This window comes from Bradyrhizobium sp. BR14999, from assembly GCF_056106085.1.
The window spans coordinates 1,155,797-1,177,800 of sequence record NZ_CM148536.1 but is presented as its reverse complement, the minus strand read 5'-3'; the positions used below and the strand labels follow the sequence as shown (position 1 = coordinate 1,177,800).

Below are 22,004 nucleotides of genomic sequence, written 5' to 3'. Positions count from 1 at the left end.
GGGCAATCCTTGACGGACCGCTCTGGCGCCGCCATGTCCGAGTGTCAGCCCAGGAATGATCGCCGATGACCGAACCGTTCATAGTGCGACGCGAGACCCAGATCGCCGCCCCACGCGCCACTGTTTTCGCCTATCTGACCGACCCTGAGAAGATTTTGAGCTGGATGGGTTCCGACGCGACCACGGAGCCGCATCCCGGCGGGCTCTATCTGCTGAAGGGCGTCGGCCCGCGCGGTGGCGTCGCCCGCGGCGCCTTCCGCGAGGTCGTGCCGGTGCATCGTCTCGCCTACACGTTCGGCTGGGAGGGCGGACAGGAGGTGCCGCCCGGCTCGAGCCTGATTGAGATCGACCTGATTGAGCACGACGGCGGCACTTTGATGCGGATGACCCATAGCGGGCTGCCGACGGAAGAGCAGGCAGCCGCGCATGCAAAGGGCTGGGCGCATTATCTGGAACGGCTCACGATCGCAGCGGCTGGCAACGATCCCGGTCCCGACAAAGGCGTGTCCGAGAAGTCGTAGGGACTGTAGGGTGGGCAAAGGCGCACTTGCGCCGCGCCCACCATCTATCCCAACACCGCAGCAGAAATGGTGGGCACGCTCCGCTTTGCCCACCCTACGGGAGCGCGACGCTAAACCGCCGCGGTCGCCACCACCTGGGCCAGAAGCTGCTCGCGCCTCGCCTGCGAGCGCTGACCCTTCATGGTCGCGGCGAAGCGTTCGAGGATGCCATCCTCGAAGGCGGTGACGATGGTATCGTGGACGTAGCTCTTGCGGCAAATCGCCGGCGTGTTGGAGAGCTGGTCGGCGGCGGCGCGGATCGCGTCCAGCACCTGCTTCTTGCGGCCGTGCTGGCTGGTCGCCGGCGTGATCCGTGACAAGGATTCCACGACGACGGCGGATGCCATCAGCGTGCGAAAATCCTTCAGCGAGATCTTGATGCCGGCGATCTCGCGCAGAAACGCATTCACCTGCGTGGTATTGACCGCGCGCACGATGCCGTAGGCGTCGCGATACTGGAACATGCGCTTACCCGGGACGCCCTGCAAAATGCCGATGGCGCGCACCAGCTTGGCCGCGTCGCACTCTTTCCGCACCGCCTTGCCGCCCTTCGCCTTGAAGGTCAGCACGAAGCAATCATCTTCCAGCGTGACGTTGGACTTGAGCAGCGTGGTGGCGCCGCGAGTGCCGTTGAGACGGGCATAGGATTCGTTGCCGGGGCGGATCGCGGTGCGGGCGATCAGTTCGATGACAGCCGAGAGTGCGAATTCACGCGTCGGCTCGTCGCCCGACAGGAACGCCGAGACCTTGCGCCGGATTTTTGGCAGCGCGCCGACGAGCTTCTCCAGGCGATGCGCCTTGCGGTGCTCGCGGACTTTCTCCCAGTCGGCGTGATAGCGATATTGCAGCCGGCCCGCGGCATCGCGTCCCACGGCCTGGAGATGCGAGCTCGGATCGGCGGAGTAGCGCACCTCGCGATAGGCCGGCGGCACCGCCATGGCGTGCAGCCGGCGGATGGTGCGGGCGTCGCGAATATGCGCACCATTCGGGCGGACGAAGGAATAGCCCTTGCCGCGCTTGATGCGCCGAATGGTCAGTTCGTTCTGATCGCCGAGCCGCAGGCCCAGTCCCCTGGCGAGCGCCTCGACCGTCGCCGCCGACGTCGTGTCGAAGGTCTTTTTGGGGCTGAGACGCCTGAAACCGGCCGGTTTCGGCCATTGTCCGAGGGCTTTGGCGAGGGCAACGGCCGCAGGATCGGCGGAAGCAGGCCGCATCGCGCCGAGATTCTGCTGATCCATCATAGTCTTATGCCTTAACCCTGCCTGTTATCGATCAATGCGATTATTCTGATTTTTGTTCCAGGAGCCTCGTTGGGATCCCGGGTTGGCCATTTAGGGTGTTCCGAACCGTAATGCGAGTCCCGAATCAGTGAGGAAAGGTTTCTAAATACCTCCAGGCCTGTTCCGGAGAGTTGGGTAAAGGCCCGAAAGCCGGTCGCCGGCTTGTTTCAGATCTGCGACAGTCGCCCGAGCGGGCTTGATCCTCCGCATGGCCGGCGGCCCGCCGAAGGTCCAGCTTGTGCTCCTTGTCGGGTCCGGTTAGCCCGACGCATAATCATTCAATGATCAAGTCGGCTCGCCAGTCGCTAGCGTTCGGCCTGCCGTATGTGGAGGGAAAGCATGTCCGAGAAGATCTACGACGTACCGGCAGAGTGGGCAAAGCGCGCCTGGGTCGACCAGGCCAAGTACAAGGACATGTACGCGCGCTCGATCTCGGACCCGAACGGTTTCTGGGCGGAGCAGGCCAAGCGCATCGACTGGATGAAGGCGCCGACGAAAATCGAGAACGTCTCGTTCACGCCCGGCAACATCTCGATCAAATGGTTCGAGGACGGCGTCCTCAACGTCGCCCACAATTGCATCGACCGGCATTTGGCCAAGCGCGCCAATCAGACCGCGATCATCTGGGAAGGCGACGATCCCTCGCAGTCCCGGCACATCACCTACAAGGAGCTGCACGACGAGGTCTGCCGGATGGCCAACATCCTGCGCACCCGCAACGTCAAGAAGGGCGACCGCGTCACCATCTACCTGCCGATGATTCCGGAAGCGGCTTATGCGATGATGGCCTGCGCGCGGATCGGCGCGATCCACTCCGTGGTATTCGCGGGCTTCTCCCCCGACAGCCTCGCCCAGCGCATCAACGACTGCCAATCCAAGGTGATCATCACTGCGGACGAGGGCTTGCGCGGCGGCAAGAAGGTGCCGCTGAAGGCCAATGTCGACGCGGCGCTCGCCAAAGCGGACGGCGTCGACTGGGTCGTCGTGGTCAAGCGCACCGGCGGCAAGATCGACATGAACCCGACGCGCGACCTCTGGTACCACGACGCCGCCAAGATGGTGACGACGGAGTGCCCGGCCGAGCACATGCACGCCGAGGATCCGCTATTCATCCTCTACACCTCGGGCTCGACCGGCCAGCCCAAGGGCGTGCTGCACACCTCCGCCGGCTATCTCGTCTATGCCGCGATGACGCATCAATACGTGTTCGACTATCACGACGGCGACGTCTACTGGTGCACCGCCGACGTCGGCTGGGTCACCGGCCACAGTTACATTCTCTACGGACCGCTCTGTAACGGCGCGACCACGCTGATGTTCGAAGGCGTGCCGAACTACCCCGACAATTCCAGGTTCTGGAACGTCATCGACAAACACAAGGTCAACACCTTCTACACCGCGCCGACCGCGATCCGCGCGCTGATGCAGGGCGGCGACGAGCCGGTGAAGAAGACCTCGCGCGCCTCGCTGCGCCTGCTCGGCTCGGTCGGCGAGCCCATCAATCCGGAAGCCTGGGAGTGGTATCACCGCGTCGTCGGCGACGACCGCTGCCCGATCGTCGACACCTGGTGGCAGACCGAGACTGGCGGCATCTTGATCACGCCGCTGCCGGGCGCGATCAAGCTCAAGCCGGGTTCGGCGACGCTGCCGTTCTTCGGCGTGGTGCCGGAGATCGTCGATGCCGACGGCAAGACGCTCGAAGGCGAGACGACGGGCAACCTCTGTCTCACGCGGTCATGGCCGGGCATGATGCGTACGGTCTATGGCGACCACGCCCGGTTCGAGCAGACCTACTTCTCGACCTACAAGGGCAAATACTTCACCGGCGATGGCTGCCGGCGCGACGCCGACGGCTATTACTGGATCACCGGCCGCGTCGACGACGTCATCAACGTTTCCGGCCATCGCATGGGCACCGCTGAAGTCGAGAGCGCGTTGGTCGCGCACGAGAAGGTGTCGGAGGCGGCCGTGGTCGGCTTCCCGCACGACATCAAGGGCCAGGGCATCTACGCCTATGTCACCCTGATGGCGGGCGTCCAGCCGACCGAGGACCTGCGCAAGGAACTCATCACCTGGGTGCGCAAGGAGATCGGCCCGATCGCCTCGCCCGACCAGATCCAGTTCGCCCCTAGCCTGCCCAAAACCCGCTCCGGCAAAATCATGCGCCGCATCCTGCGCAAGATCGCCGAGGACGAGCCGGGCAGCTTAGGCGACACCTCGACACTGGCCGATCCGGCCGTGGTCGACGACCTCGTCAAGAACCGGCAGAACCGGAAGTCGGTGTAAGAAGCGGCTCCGTGCCCTGGACGCAGCGCAGCGCGCTCTTCAGCGGTGCGCTGCAGAGCCGGGGCCCATCTCTCCGCACCAGAACTGGGTCCCGGCTCAGCGTCGCGGAGCTGCGCGCCGCGCCTTGTCCGGGACACGAGACCAAGCTGCGCTGCGGGTTCGCCAACGCCTCCTGAAATAATAGGCGTTCACATCCTCACGCATTCGTCAGGGTGCGCCCCGGGACCTGCGCGTCTTTCCCGCCGAGTGTTGTTTTCAGGTCATTTACTTTATTTCGAACATTTCCTTTGTTCCCGTGCCGGCTGGCCCTTGGCGGCCGCGCGTGGAAACCATCCGGTTAACGAGCGCGGTTAAGAATATCTGGGCAAGCCGCGATTGCCGGGTTCTGCGTAAATTTCTGGACGATCCGTTTGGGGCAAGGGGAAGCATCGATGTCGATGAGGATTGCGGTGGTGCTGGCCGCCACCATCGGGGCTGGGGTTTTGATGTCGACGGCGGCCGAGGCGCGGCCGGAAATGGTCGGGACGCACCTGGCCGACTATTCGCCGGGCACCATCGTGGTCAAAACCAGCGAGCGGCGGCTCTATCTCATCCTCGATAACGGCCACGCTGTGCGCTATCCGGTTGGCGTCGGCAAGGCCGGCAAGCAATGGGCCGGCACGACGAAGATCGACGGCAAGTATCTCAATCCAGCCTGGGCACCGCCTGCCGAGGTGAAGCGCGACAAGCCCAGTATTCCCGACGTCATTCCGGGCGGCTCGCCGCGCAACCCGATGGGCGTCGCGGCGATGACCTTGGCCGGCGGCGAATATGCGATCCACGGCACCAACGTGCCGGCCTCGATCGGCGGCTTCGTCTCCTATGGCTGCATCCGCATGCTCAACGACGACATCACCGATCTCTATGGCCGCGTCTCCGTGGGCACGACGGTGGTCGTGACGCGCTGATCGAGGAGATCGGGAGAGGATTGCGAGAAGCCGCGTCTAGGGACGCGGCTTTTTTATTACCAAAAACGCCAGCTGCGCGCACACCAGCCGTCGCGATGGCCGCCATTGTAACTGCGCACGTAACCGCCTGCGAGCAGCGTGGCCGAGACGTTGGCGGTGCGCCGGGTCGCGACGTCAGCGAGAATGCGTCCGTATTTGTCGGGCCCGAGATTGGAGATCGTCACGTCCCCCTGGCCGAGCAGATTGCGCAGCGCGTCGGTGGCGGCTTCAGCCTTGTTCAGCTCATCCTGGCAGGATGCTTTCAGTTCAGGTGCATCGATGCCGCGCAGGCGAACCCGCACGACGAGATGACCGCCGTTGCGCGGATGCACGCGCGCCAGAAAGGTGTCGCCGTCGATGGTGCGGATGACTTCGATCGGCTGGCGAGCGCCGGCATCTCCGGCCTGCTCGAGGACGATGTCGGTCGCCTGCGACTGGCCGTCGGCCCCATGCGGGACGGGCCAGTTCGTGCCGTGCCGGAAGGCAAGCACGACAGCCGTCACGACGCCGACCACGAACATCCAGGGCAACAGTCCGGAGAATCGGCGATGGAACGGAGAGCCGCTGAAGGATGACCGATACGGATTGAGACGATCGCGGGAACGCATTGTCTCACGCTAGAGCTGAGTCGGCAGAACCGGCAAGCCGCGTTCCAAGCTTTCTAGCGGTTACTGCCTGTAGTTGCACGGAGAGCGATCTTCACATTCCGTTTAGCGCCTGCGTGGTCGCATCGCGCGCGGTCTGCATCCCGAGATACCGCCACTTCATGGTTCTGCCGGACGGGCCTGCGGCGCATCGGCCGTACTTCTACGGCCATCGGTGAATATTACCAAAATCTCAATCTTTGGTTGCGCATACCTGATGCGGGACGGAATTGAGGAGAGAGCGGTGGGATTATTCAAGCTTCGCATTGGAACAAAGCTCGGCATCATCACGGGCATCAACGTTCTGCTGGTCGGCGGTATCCTGACCAACCAGATGCTCGGCAACCAGTCGATCGCGGAGTCCAACCGGCTGGTCATCATCAACTACCTCAACAAAGGCAATGCGCAGGCGGCACAGACGGCGATGGCGCGCGCGCAGCTCGCCGCCCTCGAGCTCGGTTCCGCGCCGTCGGTCGGTGAGGTCGACAAGCTCCTCGAAACTCTCCGCAGCCATGCAACCGAGGCCGGTACGGAAATCGACGCCGCAAGGGAGCGGGCGACGCGAAAGGTCACGCAGGATGCCTATCGCGAGGCGAGGAAGTTCGTGGATACTTATCTTGCCAGTGCCGTCGAGCTGGCGGCGGCGCAGAGGGCCGTCATCAATGCCCCCGCCGGCGGCGCCAAGTCCGCAGCGGAAACAGCAAGGGCGGGCATTCTTGCAGAGCATATGCGCCCGGCGGCTAAGGAAGTCGGCAAACGCGTCGATGACCTGGTGGGCGTCGCCAATGAATTCGCGGCGCGGCGCAAAGGCGAATTGCTGGTCGAACTTGATCGTGTCGCCAACTTCGCGGTGATCGTCGGCGTCTTCGTGATGCTGATGCTGATCGGCTCCGCGGTCTTTTCGGTGTCGAGCATCGCCCGTCCGATCCGGCGCATCGGCGATGTGCTCCTGCAACTCGCCGGCGGCAGCAAGGCCGTCGAAATTCCCTATACGGCCCGCGGCGACGAAGTGGGCGACAACGCCCGCGCGGCGCAGACCTTCAAGGACAACCTGATCCGCATCGAGCAGATGGAAGCCGAGCAGAAGCAGCAGGAAGCCGCTGTGGCCGCGCAGCGCAAGGAAGAGATGATCCGGCTCGCCGGCGCGTTCGAAGCGGCAGTCGGCGGCATCATCAATTCGGTGTCGGCCGCTTCCCAGCAGCTCGAATCCGCCGCCGGCACGTTGTCGGGCACCGCGGAGGAGACCCAGCAGCTCTCCGGAATGGTGGCAGCAGCCTCCGAGGAGGCATCCACCAATGTCGGCGCCGTGGCGTCGGCCGCCGAAGAAATGAGCACGTCGGTGGTCGAGATCAGCCGTCAGGTCCACGATTCCAGCCGCATCGCCGGCGAGGCGGTGAAGCAGGCCGAGCGCACCGACATTCGCATCAATGAACTGCTCAAGGCAGCGGGCCGGATCGGCGACGTCGTCAAGCTGATCACTGCGATTGCCGAACAGACCAACCTCCTGGCGCTGAACGCCACGATCGAAGCGGCACGCGCCGGTGAATCCGGCCGCGGATTCGCCGTGGTGGCGAGCGAGGTCAAGGCGCTCGCCGCCCAGACCGCGAGAGCGACCGAGGAAATAGGCACGCAGATCGCCGGCATGCAGGCCGCGACGGAAGATTCCGTCGGCGCGATCAAGGAGATCGGCGCGACCATCGCCAGGATCTCGGACATCTCGACCACCATCGCCGCGACCATCGAGGAGCAGGGAGCCGCGACGTCGGAGATCGCACGCAACGTCAGCGAAGCCGCCAAGGGCACGGTCGAGGTCGCCGACAAGATCGCGCAGGTCAGTCACGGTGCAAGCGCCACCGGCGCGGCATCTGGACAGGTGCTCGCATCGGCGCGCTCGCTGTCCAACGAAAGCGGTCTGTTGAAGGCCGAGGTCGAGAAATTCCTCAATACTGTGCGCGCCGCCTAGATCGGCAACGAAGCGGCGAGCACAGTTTCTGTGCTCGCCGGACATTCATGACACCCCCGGGATTTCCCGGGTTTGACCGGCACCATGAGCAACGATAGGTTGAACATGAAGCCGTAAGCAACTCGCTTGCGGAACCTGTTCAGCGAGTCCCCCAACATGAACATCGACATGACTTCACACGATTCGCTCGAACGAATCGCCGATCTGGTGCGCCAGCAACATAGTTCCCTCGACACCACGCTGCTTTCGCCGGTGGATGGATTCCAGACCCGGACCGTCGCGCTCGAAACGCTGATGCGCGAAGTGACGGAATGTCTTGCCGAGAGCTTCCGGCATCGCCCGGCGCAGGATTTTCCCATGCTTTATTTTGCATGCGGCAAGGCGCGGGTCGGATCGACGGCCCTGAGCAATTTGTTCGGCATGACCGGGATGCCCTCGTATTATCAACCGCTGAAGGCCATGCTGCGCGATTCGCTCGTCGGCGAGGCCCTGACACCGTGGATCGTGCCGTCGGCGGCCGATGAGCCGAATATCTTCAGCAAGGAGACGATCGGGCCCTACGTGCTCGCCGAGAGCCTGTTCAATCCGCTCAAGCTGCTGATCGACGCAGGCTACCCGCGGCACCGGCTGCACCTCATCGCGCTCGACCGCGAGCCGGCCAGCGCGCTGGCGTCCTGGCTCGAGAAGCTGATCTCGCGCGCTCCTGAAAGTACGCTGCTGGCGCACTATGTCGTCGCCGCACTCAGCGCAGTCCGGGTCGCTGGCTACGCCAGGCAACAGGGCGTTCCGGTCACGCATTACGTCTACGAGGTGAGCAAGGAGGCGGTATCGTCGGTTCGAGTCCTGTTCGACCGCCTCGGCATTTCGGGCAGCTTTACCGAAAATGCCGTGACCTCATGGCGGGAGCCGGGACAAGAGCAGGCAAACAACGCGCGCGTCATCTTCCCGAGCGAAGCGGCGATCTACAAGGTGCCCAATCTGCACACCTCGGATAGCGCCTATCGCTACCAGCGCCGCGTAACGACCTCGCTGAGCCAGGCCCAGCTGGACGTCTTGGAGCGCTGCGGCGTCAACGATGCCTATCGTGCCTCGGTTGCGGCATGCGTTCGCGATCTCGACCTGAATGCAGCAACGTCGGCGCGCCTGTTCGGCGAATGGCTCGCTACGGCCGCGTGATCACCATGCTCGACGTTCCCGCGACCGCCGAGCCAGCCCTCCCTGGAACGGTTGACGACAAGCCGACCCGCGCGACCGCCAGCCATCTTCGACGCCTGGAGGCGGAAAGCATCCACATCCTGCGGGAGACGGCGGCCGAGTTCCGCAAGCCGGTCATGCTGTATTCGATCGGGAAAGACTCTTCGGTGCTGCTGCATCTGGCGATGAAGGCGTTTCATCCCGGCAAGCCGCCGTTTCCCATGCTGCATGTCGACACGACGTGGAAGTTCCGGGAGATGATCGCATTTCGCGATATGCGCGCGCGCGAGCTCGGCCTCGATCTGATCGTCCACACCAACAATGACGGATTGAGCCAGGGCATTGACCCCTTCACCCACGGGTCGGCCCGTTACACCGACGTCATGAAGACGCAGGCGTTGCGACAGGCGCTGGACCTCCACGGTTTCGACGCCGCGATCGGAGGAGCGCGGCGCGACGAGGAGAAGTCGCGCGCCAAGGAGCGCATCTTCTCGCATCGCAGTGCGGCGCATCGCTGGGACCCGAAGAACCAGCGGCCGGAGCTGTGGAGCCTGTACAACACGATGCTCGCGCCCGACGAAAGCATGCGGGTGTTTCCGCTGTCGAACTGGACCGAGCTCGACGTCTGGGACTACATCCTGCTCGAGGACATCCCGATCGTTCCGCTCTATCTGGCGGCGCCGCGTCCGGTGGTCGAGCGCGACGGTGCGCTGATCATGGTGGATGACGAACGGATGCCGCTGCGTCCGTACGAGGAGCCGCGCTGGCGCTCCGTCAGGTTTCGCACGCTCGGCTGCTATCCCCTCACCGGCGCGACCACCTCGACGGCGGCGACCCTGCCGGAGATCGTTCGGGAGATGATGGCCTCGCGCACCTCCGAGCGGCAGGGACGCATGATCGACCGGGACAGTCCCGCATCGATGGAGCGCAAGAAAGCGGAAGGCTACTTCTGATGTCCTATCACGAGGCCCCCGCGATCGCCGCCTCCGATGCGCCGCGGCTGGACCAGCACGACCGCCCGACGCTGCGCTTCGTCACCTGCGGCAGCGTCGATGACGGCAAGAGCACGCTGGTCGGCCGCCTGCTCTATGATTCCAAGACGCTGCTCGACGACCAGCTCGACGCGCTCGCCTCCGAGAGCCGGACCGTTGGCACGACCGGCGGCGATCTCGATTTCGCGCTGCTGGTCGACGGCTTGCAGGCCGAGCGCGAGCAGGGCATCACGATCGACGTCGCCTACCGGTTCTTCGCCACGCCGTTGCGCCGCTTCATCGTCGCCGACACGCCGGGACATGCGCAATATACCCGCAACATGGCGACCGGCGCCTCCAATGCCGATCTCGCCGTGGTATTGGTCGACGCCCGCAGGGGCGTGATCACGCAGACGCGACGTCACAGCCACATCCTGTCGCTGCTCGGCGTCCGCCACGTCGTCCTCGCCGTGAACAAGATGGATCTGATCGGATTCGACGGCGGCCGCTTCGCGGCCATCACCGCCGAATATCTGACGCTGGCCGGGCAGCTCGGCATTTTCCAGGTGCAATGCATCCCGGTGGTGGCGCCCGACGGCGACAACATCGTCGCCGCGAGCACGCGGATGCCCTGGTACACCGGGCCAACCGTCACGGCCTATCTGGAATCGGTCGACGTGTCCGGCGACGTCTCGCAGCGGCCGTTCCGGCTGCCGGTGCAATGGGTCAACCGGCCACATGCGGATTTTCGCGGCTTCTGCGGCCGAATCGCCAGCGGAACGATCCGGGCAGGCGACGCCGTTACCGTGCAGCCCTCGGGCCGTCAAACCCAGGTCGCGCGCATTCTCACGCCCGGCGGCGAGCGTGATCGGGCTGCGGCGGGCGAATCGGTGACGCTCACATTGACGGACGAGATCGACGTCAGTCGCGGTGACGTGCTGACGGCGGGGTCCACAGCACAGATCTCGGACCAATTGGCGGCCCATCTCGTCTGGTTCGATGACCAGACCATGGTCGCGGGCCGGCGCTACGTGCTCAAATGCGGCACGGCTTCGACGGGCGCGGTGATCACGTCGCTCGAGCACCGCATCGCCATCGACACCATGGCGCAGGAAAGCGCCACGACGCTCGATGCCAACCAGATCGGTCACGTCCATCTCCGCCTCGACCGCCCGCTGGTATTCGAGGCCTATCGCGACGACCGCGACATGGGCAGCTTCATCCTCATCGATCCGATCAGCCATCGCACGGCTGCCGCCGGGATGATCGATCTCTCGCTGAGCCGCGCAACCAACATTCACCGCCATCGACTCGCAGTCGACAAGTCGGTGCGTGCGCGGCTCAAGCAGCAGCGGCCCTGCGTGCTCTGGTTCACGGGCTTCAGTGGAGCCGGCAAATCGACGATCGCAGATCTCGTCGACCGGCGCCTTGCCGCGCTCGGACGCCACGCCGCGCTGCTCGACGGCGACAATCTCCGCCACGGCATCAATCGCGATCTCGGCTTCTCCAGCGCGGAGAGAATGGAAAACGTCCGGCGTGTCGCGGAGATCGCGGCGCTGTTCGTCGATGCCGGCATGATCGCGCTGGTCGCGCTGATTTCGCCGTTCCGCAGCGAGCGCGCACTGGCGCGGCAGCGGGTCGAGACGAGCGAGTTCATCGAAATCCATGTCGCGACCCCGCTTGCCGAATGCGAGCGTCGCGACCCCAAGGGCCTCTATCGCAAGGCGCGCGCGGGCGAGCTGACAGGCTTCACCGGGATCGATGATCCCTACGAGGCACCGCAAGCGCCGGAGATCAGCATCGACACCTCGGAACTGTCCAGCGAGGCGGCCTGCGAACGCATCATCCGCTATCTCAGAGACAATCACTATCTCTAGCGACCGTGCAGCAAGCCTCAGAAGTCGGAGGCGATGCCCTTTCTTTCCCAATCGCCATAGCGGGTGGGCTCGGGTCCCTTCGGTCCCTGAAGCTCCCTAGGCCGCGCTTCGGCTTCGGCTGCCGCGGCCTGCCGCCGCGCCTCGGCTTCAGCCAGCGCACGCTGGGCTGCGGGCGGCAGCGGCTTGCGATCGGGAACGGGAGGCTGGTCACTCATGGTCCGGCTTATTAGCGCAGGACGGCCCGCAGCGCGACGTCCAATAACGCATTCCTGAAATCGGGCCTAAAGGGCTGAAAAAGCCGGAAGCGATTCTTACATTTGGCATATTCGCGTGCCACAGATGAGTTGGTTAAGGCATGCGCCCATCGCGGCGGAACTGCCGCTCGCTCAGAACCTTGCTTCCGCATGCCATCTCAACGTTTCGTTCCTCCGTCCGAAGTGCCCGGTCTTGCGGCGCGGCGGATTGCCGCCGACATCGTCGACGGCGTTCTGCACAAGCACCGCACGCTTGACGACCAACTCGACGGCGGCGGCGCCCATCCCGGACTGAAGACGCTGGCCGACCGCGACCGCGCGCTGATGCGGCGCCTGGTCGCCACCGTGCTGCGCCGGCTCGGCACGCTCGGCCATGTGCTGTCCCGGCTGCTCGACAAGGGCATTCCCTCCGATGCGCCTCGCGCGCAGAGCGCGCTGTTGATCGGCGCCGCGCAGATCCTCTGGATGGATGTACCCGACCACGCTGCCGTCGATCTCTCCGTTCGCCTCGTGCAATCCGACCGGCGCGCCGCGCGGTATGCCGGCCTCGTCAATGCCGTGCTGCGCCGCTGCGCGCGCGAGGGCAAGGCCCTGGTCGAGGAAGTTGCCACGCAATCGCTGGATCTGCCGCCCTGGCTGCTCGCGCGCTGGAGCGCACATTATGGCGAGGCGACCGCGAGAGACATGGCGCTCGCGCTCGGCCACGAACCGTCGCTCGATCTGACCGTGAAGTCGGATGCCGCGCAATGGGCAAGCCGCCTGCATGGCGAAACGCTGCCGACCGGGACGGTGCGGATGCTGCTGCATGGCTCGGTGACCATGCTGCCAGGCTTTGCCGAGGGACAATGGTGGGTGCAGGACGCCGCCGCTGCGCTGCCGGCCCGGCTGTTCGGCGACATCAAGGGCAAGTCCATCGCCGATCTCTGCGCCGCCCCGGGCGGCAAGACCGCGCAGCTGGCACTTGCCGGCGCCCATGTCACGGCCATCGACCGCTCACCCGCCCGCGTGGCGCGACTGCGCGAAAACCTCGGGCGGTTGTCGCTGCAGGCCGAGACCGTCGTCGCTGACGCCGTGGAATGGGCCGGCCCCACCGAGGCCTTCGACGGCATCTTGATCGATGCGCCCTGCACCTCGACTGGCACGATCCGCCGTCATCCCGATGTGGCATGGCTCCGGCAGGAATCCGACATCACCGCCCTGACCGCGCTCCAGCAGCGGCTGCTGCGCAAATCGCTGTCACTGCTCAAATCCGGCGGGACGCTGATCTACTGCACCTGTTCGTTGGAACCCGAAGAGGGCGAGCAGGCCATCGCCGCGCTGCTGGCCGCAGAGCCCGCGCTTCGCCGCGTTCCGATCGAGGCGTCGGAGGTCGCAGGTCTCGACGAAATCCTTACCGCGGAAGGCGATCTGCGCACCCTGCCGAGCCATCTGCCGAACGCCGATCCCAAGCTCGGCGGGCTCGACGGATTTTACGCAGCCCGGCTCGTTAAATCCTGATTTTGCACCGGATTTTGCAACCTCGATGCTGATTCGCGCCGTTCAAGGTGGTGTCAGCCGTCCGATTTTGGGATTAATAAGGATTCGTCGGAATCCTCCTCTCCCCTTCAAGGCAAGGCGTGTCGGTCGCTCAACGCAGACGTATCTCGACGCTGGTGATGAACCGCTTCGCCCGGAACATGCTCGCGCGCGCGAGCGGCGGGCCCGTGGCGGTGTCGCGGGTCTGGCCCAGTCGCACCGACCGGCTGATCATCGCGCCGCATGACCTGCGCACCGCGGATGCGACCCGCGCCGCTGAGATCTATGCCGGCCGCTTCGTCTTCGCCGGCAAGATCGTCAATTGCCACGGCCGCTCGATCTTCGATCTCGAACCGCCGTCAGAGGATTGGGAGGTCGCGCTGCTCGGCTTCGGCTGGCTGCGGCACTTGCGCGCCGCCGACACCGCGCTGACGCGCGCGAATGCGCGTGCGCTGGTCGAGGACTGGATCTCGAACCCCGCCAACAAGCGCCGTCCGGTCGCGCGGCGCGCCGACGTGCTGGCACGGCGCGTGATCTCGCTGTTGTCGCAGGCGCCGCTGGTGCTCAATGACACCGACAACAAGTTCTACCGCCGCTACTTGCGCGCCCTCGCACGCGAGATCCGCTTGCTGCGCTACACCATGCTCGACATTCCCGACGGGGTGCCGAAGCTCCAGGTGCTGATCGCACTATGCTACGCGGCGCTGTGCCTTGCCAATCAGGCGCGCCATATCCGCAGCACTTCGAAAAAGCTCTCCGACGAATTGCAGCGGCAGATCCTGCCCGATGGTGGACACATCTCCCGCAACCCGGGCGCCCTGATCGACCTCCTGATCGACCTGTTGCCGCTGCGGCAGACCTTCGCGGCGCGCAACATCGCGCCGCCGCCGGCGCTGCTCAACGCGATCGACCGTATGATGCCGATGCTGCGCTTCTTCCGTCACGGTGACGGCAATTTCGCGCTGTTCAACGGCATGAGCGCGACACCGTCCGACCTGCTCGCCACGCTGCTCGCCTATGATGACACCCACGGCGCACCGATGGCGAACATGCCGCATACCGGCTTCCAGCGTCTCGATGCCGGCCAGACCACGCTGATCATCGACACCGGCCCGCCGCCGCCGGCCGGCGTCAGCCACGACGCCCATGCCGGCTGCCTCTCGTTCGAACTGTCCTCCGGCATCAGCCGCATCGTCACCAATTGCGGCATGCCGACCACGGGCCGCGACAATTGGCGGCCGTTCGCCCGCGGCACGGTGGCACATTCGACACTGGCCTATCATGACACCTCCTCATGCCAGTTCGTGGAGATGTCGGCGATGAAGCGGCTGCTGCACGGCGCGCCCGTGACAAGCGGCCCGGTGGAGGTCGAGAGCTATCGCGAAATCGTGCCGAACGGCACGCTGCTGACGACCTCGCATGACGGCTATCTCTCTAAATTCGGCGCGATCCACCGCCGTGTGCTGATGATCGCCAATGACGGCGCGCGCATCGACGGCGAGGACACGCTGTCGCCGCCGCAGGGCGGACGCTTCAAGGGCGCGGATGCCGATTTCGCGCTGCGCTTCCATCTGCATCCGGCGGTGAAGGCGAGCCGCCTGTCGGATGCCCGCGGCGTCATGCTGGTGCTGCCGAACCGCGACGTCTGGACCTTTGAAGCATTGGACGACAAGGTCGACCTCGAGGACAGCGTGTTCCTGGCCGGCAATGAGGGGCCGCGCCGCACCGCTCAGATCGTGATCCGGCAGGATGCGCGGCAGGCCCCCTCGATCCGCTGGAGCTTTGTGCGTTCCACCGCCTCGCCGGCGGTGACCAATGCACGGAGAAATGCGCGGCGGGAGCCGGAACTACCGCTATAGATGCCCGTATTTCAGCCCTATCTGATCGTTGTGAAGGGCGTCGAAAACTGCTAACCAGCACGCGCTCGCGCGACTGGCGACCTTGGATGGAGCACCATCGGGAAGCGCGAGATACACCTGCCGCGCGCCTGGGCATAGACACTCCTTAAGACAGAGGATCTTGCTCATGACTGACCATCCCCGCCGCGTCACCCGCGCCCTGCTCTCCGTTTCCGACAAGACCGGCCTGATCGAGTTCGCAAAGGCGCTTGCGGCACACAATGTCGAGCTGGTCTCGACCGGCGGCACCGCCAAGGCGATCGCCGCTGCCGGCCTCAAGGTGAAGGACGTCTCCGAGCTGACCGGCTTCCCCGAGATGATGGACGGCCGGGTCAAGACGTTGCATCCGAAGGTGCATGGCGGCCTGCTCGCGATCCGCGACAACGCCGAGCACGCGTCGGCGATGAAGACCCACGGCATCGCTCCGATCGATCTCCTCGTCGTCAATCTCTATCCATTCGAAGCGACGGTCGACAAGGGTGCCGGCTTCGAGGATTGCATCGAGAACATCGACATCGGCGGCCCCGCGATGATCCGCGCCGCCGCCAAGAACCATGATGACGTCGCCGTCGTGGTCGAGGCCGACGACTACAAGGCCGTGCTCGACGAGCTCGCCGCCAACAACGGCGCGACTACATTGAAGCTGCGCCGCCGCCTTGCCGCAAAGGCCTATGCCCGCACTGCGGCCTATGATGCCGCGATCTCGAACTGGTTCAACCGTCAGCTCGAGATCGGCGCGCCCGACTTCCGCGCCTTCGGCGGCAGGCTGATCCAGTCGCTGCGCTATGGCGAGAACCCGCACCAGACTGCCGCGTTCTACGCAACGCCCGACAAGCGCCCGGGCGTCTCGACGGCGCGGCAGCTGCAGGGCAAGGAGCTCTCCTACAACAACATCAACGACACCGACGCGGCCTATGAATGCATCGGCGAGTTCGACGCCAAGCGCACCGCGGCCTGCGTCATCGTCAAGCACGCCAATCCCTGCGGCGTCGCGGAGGGCGCGAACCTCGTCGACGCCTATCGCAAGGCGCTGGCCTGCGATTCCACCTCGGCGTTCGGCGGCATCATCGCGATGAACCGACCGCTCGACGCCGACACTGCGCGCGAGATCACGAAAATCTTCACCGAGGTGATTATCGCCCCCGACGCCAGCGAAGAGGCGATCTCCATCATCGGCGCCCGCAAGAATCTACGCCTGCTGCTGGCCGGCAGCCTGCCCGATCCGCGGGCACCGGGCCTGACCGCCAAGACGGTGGCGGGCGGTCTTCTGGTGCAGAGCCGCGACAACGCCGTGGTCGACGACATGACGTTCAAGGTCGTGACCAAGCGTGCGCCGACCGAGGCCGAGATGCGCGACCTGAAATTCGCGTTCCGTGTGGCCAAGCACGTCAAGTCCAACACCATCATCTACGCCAAGGATCTCGCCACTGTCGGCATCGGCGCGGGCCAGATGAGCCGGGTGGATTCAGCGCGGATTGCGGCGCGCAAGGCCCAGGACGCGGCGAGTGAGCTCAAGCTCGCCGAGCCGCTCACCAAGGGCTCGGTGGTCGCGTCGGACGCCTTCTTCCCGTTCGCCGACGGCATGCTCGCCTGCATCGAGGCCGGCGCCACCGCCGTGGTGCAACCCGGCGGCTCGATGCGAGACGACGAGGTCATCAAGGCCGCCGACGAGCACGGCATCGCCATGGTGTTCACGGGAACGCGGCACTTCAGGCACTGAGGTCGCCGTCATTCCGGGGCGCGCCACTTGGCGCGAGCCCGGAATCCATTTCTCCGCATGACACGCTGCACGATAGATTCCGGGCTCGCGCCCCGCGCGCCCCGGAATGACGGCGAGCTGCGGCTACTTCCTCACCCGCATCAACAATCCCAACCCCGCGACGAAGAACACCACCAGCACGGCCATGCCGGCTTTCTGGCTCGCCGTCGCGGCGGTGATCATGCCGATCAACAGCGGGCCGATGAAGGACGTCACCTTCCCGGTCAATGCGAACAGGCCGAAGTACTGCGCGATGCGATCCTTCGGCGCGAGACGGATCAGCAGCGTGCGTGAAGCGGCTTGCAGCGGGCCGCCGGCGGCGCCGATGAGACAGCCCAGCACCAGATAGGCTCGCTCCGCGGCGCTCGAGAACAGCGCCGCGCCCGGCTCGGGCGGCGCGACCTTGACGAACAACACACTGTCCTTGTCGACCAGCAAGATCGCCGCCACCGACAGCAGCAGGATCAGCAGGCTGCCGGCGATCACGCGCTTCGGCCCGAGATGATCGTCGAGCTTGCCGCCAAACCATGCGCCGAACGCACCGGCGATCGCGAGCATGATGCCGAACGTGCCGATCTGAATCGTGTGCCAGCCGAAGGTGCCGGCGGCATAGATGCCGCCGAACGCAAACAGCGACACCAGACCATCGGTATAGATCATGTTGGCGAGCAGGAACGCCGCAAGAGATTTCTGGTGCGGCAGACTCTTGATCGATTGCTTCAGCTCCGACAATCCTTCGCGCAGCGCCTCGCGCACCGGAAGCTTCGCGGGATAATCCGGCGTGAACAGGAACATTGGCGTCACGAAGATGATGAACCAAAGCCCGGTCAACGGCCCGGCGGCACGGTCGCCCTGATGAGTGACGGGATCGAGCCCGAATAGCGGCGTGAAGCCGAGCAGCGTGCGGCCGGTCTCGGGATTGGCGGCGAGCAGGCCGAGCACGATGATCAGGCTGACGATGCCGCCAATGTAACCTGTTGCCCAGCCGGTGCCGGACAGCCGCCCGATGCGCTCCGGCGGCACCAGGGTCGGCATCATCGCGTTGTTGAAGACGGTGGCGAATTCCGCACCGACGCTGGCGAGCGCGACGGCGGTGAGCAGCGGCGGAATGATGGCGTAATCGCCTGGCTTGCCTATCCACAGCGTGCAGGACGCCAACACCAGCACAGTGCCGAAACCTGCAATCCATGGTTTCCTGCGGCCCGAAGCATCCGCGATCGCCCCGAGCACAGGCGACAACAACGCGATCGCAAGACCCGCGGCCGCCATCGCAAAGCCCCACAGCGATTGGCCGGTGGCGGGATTTGGCGCAATGCCGGTCGCGAAATAAGGCGCGAACACGAAGGTCGTGATCAGCGTGAAATAAGGCTGCGCGGCCCAATCGAAGAAGATCCAGCTGACGACGGCGGCGCGCGGCGGATAGGTCCGCGGCACGCCGGCCATGCGCACATCCGGGGCAATCGTCGTCATCACGCAGTCCTCATCACGAACAGTTTTGCCTCTCTCGGGGCAAACCGTATAGCATTACCGTGACGCGTGTGAACTGGCCCGGGGGCACGACGGAAATTTTGATGATGTCGACATATTCGACGCGGCGGGCATTTTTCGCCGTCATAGCCACTTTGGCGCTCGGTCTCGCCCCCGCGACTGCCCAGGATGCGCGGCGGGGCTATGTCCCGCCCGCGCGCGACACCGTGCGTGCCGTCGCTGCCGAGCACGGCATGGTGGTGGCGCAGGAGAAGATCTCGGCGCAGGTCGGTGCCGACATCCTGCGACGTGGCGGCAATGCCGTCGATGCCGCGGTCGCGACCGGCTTTGCGATGGCCGTGACCTATCCGCGCGCCGGCAATATCGGCGGTGGCGGCTTCATGGTGATCCATTCCGCCGATCGCAATGAAGACATCACGATCGACTATCGCGAGACCGCGCCAGCTGCGACCACGCCGCAGATCTTCCTCGGACCGGACGGCAAGCCTGACGCGACGAAGTCACGCGATTCCGCGCTCGGCGTCGGCGTGCCCGGCACCGTCGCAGGTCTCACGCTCGCATTGGAAAAATACGGCTCCGGCCAGTTCACGCTGGCGCAACTGCTCGAGCCGGCGATCGCACTCGCCCGCGACGGCTTTGTCGTCAGCGACGACATGGCCGATACGCTGCCGAGTTGGCACCGGCGGCTGGCGCGCTGGCCTTCCTCGGCCAAAGTCTTCTCGCGTCCCGACGGCGCGCCGCTTGGCGAGGGCGACAGGCTGGTGCAAGCCGATCTCGCCGCAACGCTGTCGGCCGTCGCCGCACAGGGGCCGCGCGGCTTCTATGAGGGGCCAGTTGCGGAAAAGCTGGCCAAAGCCGTCTCTGAAGCCGGCGGCATCATGACGCCTGCCGACCTGAAAGCCTATCAGGCGGTGATCCGTGCGCCGGTGCGCGGCACCTATCGCGGCTACGATATCGTCTCGATGCCGCTGCCCTCATCCGGCGGCGTGGTGCTGGTGGAGACGCTCAACATCCTCGAAGGCTTTCAGCTCGCCGATCTCAAGCAGGGATCGCCGGCATCGCTGCATCTGCTGATCGAGGCCATGAAGCGCGCCTATGCGGACCGGGCGCGCTATCTCGGCGATCCCGCCTTCGTCAACGCACCGATCGAGACGCTGATCGCGAAGGACTACGCCGCCAAGCTGCGCGCGGGGATCTCCGCCGATCGCGCCACGCCTTCGAAAGAGCTCGTTTCCGCTGCTGCCGCGCCGCGCGAAGGCAGCAACACCACGCACTTTTCCGTCGTCGACGGCCGCGGCAACGCCGTCAGCAACACCTATACGCTGAACTTCAGCTATGGCGTCGGTCTCGTTGCCGACGGCACCGGCGTGCTGCTCAACAACGAGCTCGACGACTTCACCGCGGCGGTGGGCGCTTCCAATGCCTATGGCCTCGTCGGCTTCGAGGCCAATCTGCCTGGGCCTGGAAAACGCCCGCTGTCCTCGATGTCGCCGACCATCGTGCTGCGAGGCGGCAAGCCGGTGCTGGTGACGGGTTCGCCTGGTGGCAGCCGCATCATCTCGACCGTGCTCCAGGTGATCGTGAACGTCCTCGACTACAAGATGGACGTGGCTGCTGCCGTTGCTACACCGCGGCTGCATCACCAATGGCTACCGGATGAGGTGCGCGTCGAGAGCGGCTTTCCCAGCGATGTCCTGTCCGAGCTGAAGGCGATGGGCCATCTCACCGTCGAGCCGATGGGACAGACATCGGCTAATTCGATTCTGGTCACGGCGAACGGGCCGCTCGGCGCGCCAGACCCACGCACCCGCGGTGCGGAAGCTGCGGGCCAGTAACCACGTCGTTTGCATGGCGCGGCAGCGCGGGCTGGGCGGCTCGCAGAGCCGAACCCGGGATCTCGCTGAAAGTACCTTACCGCCCGACCTGATACGGCCCGCCCTTTTCGAGCGCGCGCGCATACGCTGGCCGCTCGTGGATGCGCTCCAGGAACGCCATCGCCTTGGGGTGGCCCTGCTCCAGCCCGCCGCGCGCTTGGGCTGCTTCCAGCGGAAAGCTCATCTGGATGTCGGCGGCGGTGAATTCGCTGCCCGCGAACCACTCGCTCTTGCCGAGCTCGCCTTCCCAGTAATCCATGTGCTGCTTGAGCTGCGGATTGACCAGCGCGGTCAGCGCCTGGTTGCAGACCTTGCGCACCAGCGGGCGGAGCAGCGCCGGCGCGCGCTTCGGCATCAGCGTGAACAGCAGCTTCAAGAGCAGCGGCTGCATCGCCGACCCTTCCGCATAGTGCAGCCAATAGGTGTATCGCAGACGTTCCGGCGTGTTCAGCGGCGGGATCAGCCGGCCATTGCCGTAGGTGGCGATGAGATACTCGATGATCGCGCCAGACTCGGCGATGGTGTTGCCGTTGTCGGTGATGACCGGCGACTTGCCGAGCGGATGGATGGCGCGCAGCTCCTTCGGCGCGCGCATATCCGGCTGGCGCTGATAGCGCACGATCTCGTAGGGCACGCCCAACTCCTCGAGCAGCCACAGCACGCGCTGCGAGCGGGAATTGTTGAGGTGGTGAACGGTCAGCATCGCGCGGGTCCCCAGCTTGGCTTGGTCGGTCGCGCCGTTGGTGCCAGCCTGGGGACACAATGTCGAGCCATCGGCGCGGATATTTTCACCCGGGTATATTGACGCCAGTAATTTACCCGGGTATTAAAATTGCCGACGCGATCAATCTGGCAATGATTCCAATGCAAGCCACCTTCACAGCCTTCATCGGCCAGCACCGGCTGGCCTCGGGAGCGGCGGGCGACGTCGCACTCGCGGTCAAGCGGGCGGGGTCGCAGCCGGACCAGCCGATCATCATTTTCGACGACGGGACGGGCCGGTCGATCGACTTCGACCTGCGCGGCGAGGATCACGAGGTGCTGGCGCGGCTGACCAAGCTCATGCCGCCGCCACCGTCAACCGAAGTGACCGAATCGCCGAGCGAGCCGCGCGGCCGCGGCCGTCCCAAGCTCGGCGTGGTCGCGCGCGAGGTGACTTTGCTGCCGCGGCACTGGGAGTGGCTCAACGCGCAAGCCGGCGGCGCCTCGGTCGCGCTGCGCAAGCTGGTCGACGAGGCCAGACGCGCCAGCGGCGACAAGGACCGCGAGCGGAAGGCGCGCGATGCGGCCTATCACTTCATGTCGACCATGGCCGGCAACCTGCCGCAGTTCGAGGAAGCCTCGCGCGCGCTGTTCGCGGATGACCAGCGGCGCTTCACCGGGCTGATCGCCGACTGGCCCACTGACATCCGCGATCACATCGTCAAGCTCGCCTACAGCGACCGCGCTTAAGGC

At 65.3% G+C, this 22,004-nt stretch carries 17 protein-coding genes and 1 riboswitch; of the genes, 12 read left to right on the top strand and 5 right to left on the bottom strand.

The annotated features are described in order from the left end of the window. The first annotated feature begins 65 nt into the window (after positions 1 to 65). Entirely contained in the window at positions 66 to 521 is a 456-nt protein-coding gene (locus ACR9YP_RS05525) for an SRPBCC family protein (protein WP_438103660.1), read from the top strand. A gap of 110 nt (positions 522 to 631) precedes the next feature. On the opposite strand, the gene ACR9YP_RS05520 is transcribed toward ACR9YP_RS05525, so the two are convergent. Beyond that, the gene (locus ACR9YP_RS05520) at positions 632 to 1,801 is read right to left on the bottom strand and encodes a DNA topoisomerase IB (protein WP_474219169.1); all 1,170 of its coding nucleotides are present in this window, start codon (positions 1,799 to 1,801) and stop codon (positions 632 to 634) included. A gap of 378 nt (positions 1,802 to 2,179) precedes the next feature. Between ACR9YP_RS05520 and acs the strand changes: the two genes are divergently transcribed. Next, positions 2,180 to 4,126 (top strand): acetate--CoA ligase, encoded by a 1,947-nt coding sequence (gene acs, locus ACR9YP_RS05515; protein ID WP_438103661.1) that lies wholly within the window; start codon positions 2,180 to 2,182, stop codon positions 4,124 to 4,126. A gap of 431 nt (positions 4,127 to 4,557) precedes the next feature. After that, positions 4,558 to 5,073, top strand: coding sequence for a L,D-transpeptidase (locus ACR9YP_RS05510; RefSeq protein ID WP_438103662.1), 516 nt, complete (start codon positions 4,558 to 4,560; stop codon positions 5,071 to 5,073). 56 nt (positions 5,074 to 5,129) lie between these two features. Here the strand turns inward: ACR9YP_RS05510 and ACR9YP_RS05505 are convergent, their stop codons facing one another. Continuing rightward, positions 5,130 to 5,720, bottom strand: a complete 591-nt coding sequence (locus tag ACR9YP_RS05505; RefSeq protein ID WP_438103663.1) for a thermonuclease family protein — start codon at positions 5,718 to 5,720, stop codon at positions 5,130 to 5,132. Positions 5,721 to 5,973: 253 nt separating this feature from the next. Between ACR9YP_RS05505 and ACR9YP_RS05500 the strand changes: the two genes are divergently transcribed. From ACR9YP_RS05500 to cysN, 4 genes are all read left to right on the top strand, one after another. Continuing rightward, entirely contained in the window at positions 5,974 to 7,719 is a 1,746-nt protein-coding gene (locus ACR9YP_RS05500; RefSeq protein WP_474219168.1) for a methyl-accepting chemotaxis protein, read from the top strand. A 156-nt stretch (positions 7,720 to 7,875) separates the two neighbouring features. Beyond that, entirely contained in the window at positions 7,876 to 8,895 is a 1,020-nt protein-coding gene (locus ACR9YP_RS05495; protein WP_474219166.1) for a sulfotransferase family protein, read from the top strand. After that, entirely contained in the window at positions 8,874 to 9,866 is a 993-nt protein-coding gene (cysD, locus tag ACR9YP_RS05490; protein WP_474219165.1) for a sulfate adenylyltransferase subunit CysD, read from the top strand. Before ACR9YP_RS05495 ends, cysD begins: the two co-directional genes overlap by 22 nt. Beyond that, positions 9,866 to 11,761, top strand: a complete 1,896-nt coding sequence (gene cysN, locus ACR9YP_RS05485) for a sulfate adenylyltransferase subunit CysN (RefSeq protein ID WP_474219164.1) — start codon at positions 9,866 to 9,868, stop codon at positions 11,759 to 11,761. Before cysD ends, cysN begins: the two co-directional genes overlap by 1 nt. A gap of 17 nt (positions 11,762 to 11,778) precedes the next feature. Here the strand turns inward: cysN and ACR9YP_RS05480 are convergent, their stop codons facing one another. Further along, positions 11,779 to 11,976, bottom strand: a complete 198-nt coding sequence (locus ACR9YP_RS05480) for a DUF1674 domain-containing protein (RefSeq protein ID WP_438103669.1) — start codon at positions 11,974 to 11,976, stop codon at positions 11,779 to 11,781. Between the two features lie 189 nt (positions 11,977 to 12,165). Here ACR9YP_RS05480 and ACR9YP_RS05475 point away from each other — a divergent pair, with 189 nt between their 5' ends. The 3 genes from ACR9YP_RS05475 (at position 12,166) to purH (ending at position 17,148) form a co-directional block, all read left to right on the top strand. Then, a complete protein-coding gene (locus ACR9YP_RS05475) occupies positions 12,166 to 13,512 on the top strand; it encodes an RsmB/NOP family class I SAM-dependent RNA methyltransferase (protein WP_474219163.1) in 1,347 nt (448 codons plus the stop codon). Positions 13,513 to 13,670: 158 nt separating this feature from the next. Then, entirely contained in the window at positions 13,671 to 15,389 is a 1,719-nt protein-coding gene (locus ACR9YP_RS05470) for a heparinase II/III family protein (protein ID WP_474219161.1), read from the top strand. Positions 15,390 to 15,448: 59 nt separating this feature from the next. Further along, positions 15,449 to 15,530: riboswitch (ZMP/ZTP riboswitch) on the top strand. A gap of 25 nt (positions 15,531 to 15,555) precedes the next feature. Continuing rightward, positions 15,556 to 17,148, top strand: a complete 1,593-nt coding sequence (purH, locus tag ACR9YP_RS05465; protein ID WP_438103670.1) for a bifunctional phosphoribosylaminoimidazolecarboxamide formyltransferase/IMP cyclohydrolase — start codon at positions 15,556 to 15,558, stop codon at positions 17,146 to 17,148. A gap of 123 nt (positions 17,149 to 17,271) precedes the next feature. Here purH and ACR9YP_RS05460 read toward each other — a convergent pair whose 3' ends face one another. Then, positions 17,272 to 18,657: an MFS transporter gene (locus ACR9YP_RS05460; protein WP_438103671.1), complete on the bottom strand. Its 1,386-nt coding sequence runs from the start codon at positions 18,655 to 18,657 to the stop codon at positions 17,272 to 17,274. Positions 18,658 to 18,758: 101 nt separating this feature from the next. Here ACR9YP_RS05460 and ggt point away from each other — a divergent pair, with 101 nt between their 5' ends. Continuing rightward, positions 18,759 to 20,510: a gamma-glutamyltransferase gene (ggt, locus tag ACR9YP_RS05455; protein ID WP_438103672.1), complete on the top strand. Its 1,752-nt coding sequence runs from the start codon at positions 18,759 to 18,761 to the stop codon at positions 20,508 to 20,510. A gap of 76 nt (positions 20,511 to 20,586) precedes the next feature. On the opposite strand, the gene ACR9YP_RS05450 is transcribed toward ggt, so the two are convergent. Further along, positions 20,587 to 21,252 (bottom strand): glutathione S-transferase family protein, encoded by a 666-nt coding sequence (locus tag ACR9YP_RS05450; protein ID WP_438103673.1) that lies wholly within the window; start codon positions 21,250 to 21,252, stop codon positions 20,587 to 20,589. Positions 21,253 to 21,413: 161 nt separating this feature from the next. On the opposite strand from ACR9YP_RS05450, the gene ACR9YP_RS05445 reads away from it, so the two are divergent. Then, positions 21,414 to 22,001 carry a DUF2239 family protein gene (locus ACR9YP_RS05445; protein ID WP_438103674.1) on the top strand — a complete coding sequence of 196 codons (588 nt, stop codon included), beginning with the start codon at positions 21,414 to 21,416 and terminating at the stop codon, positions 21,999 to 22,001. The last annotated feature ends 3 nt before the right edge of the window (positions 22,002 to 22,004 follow it).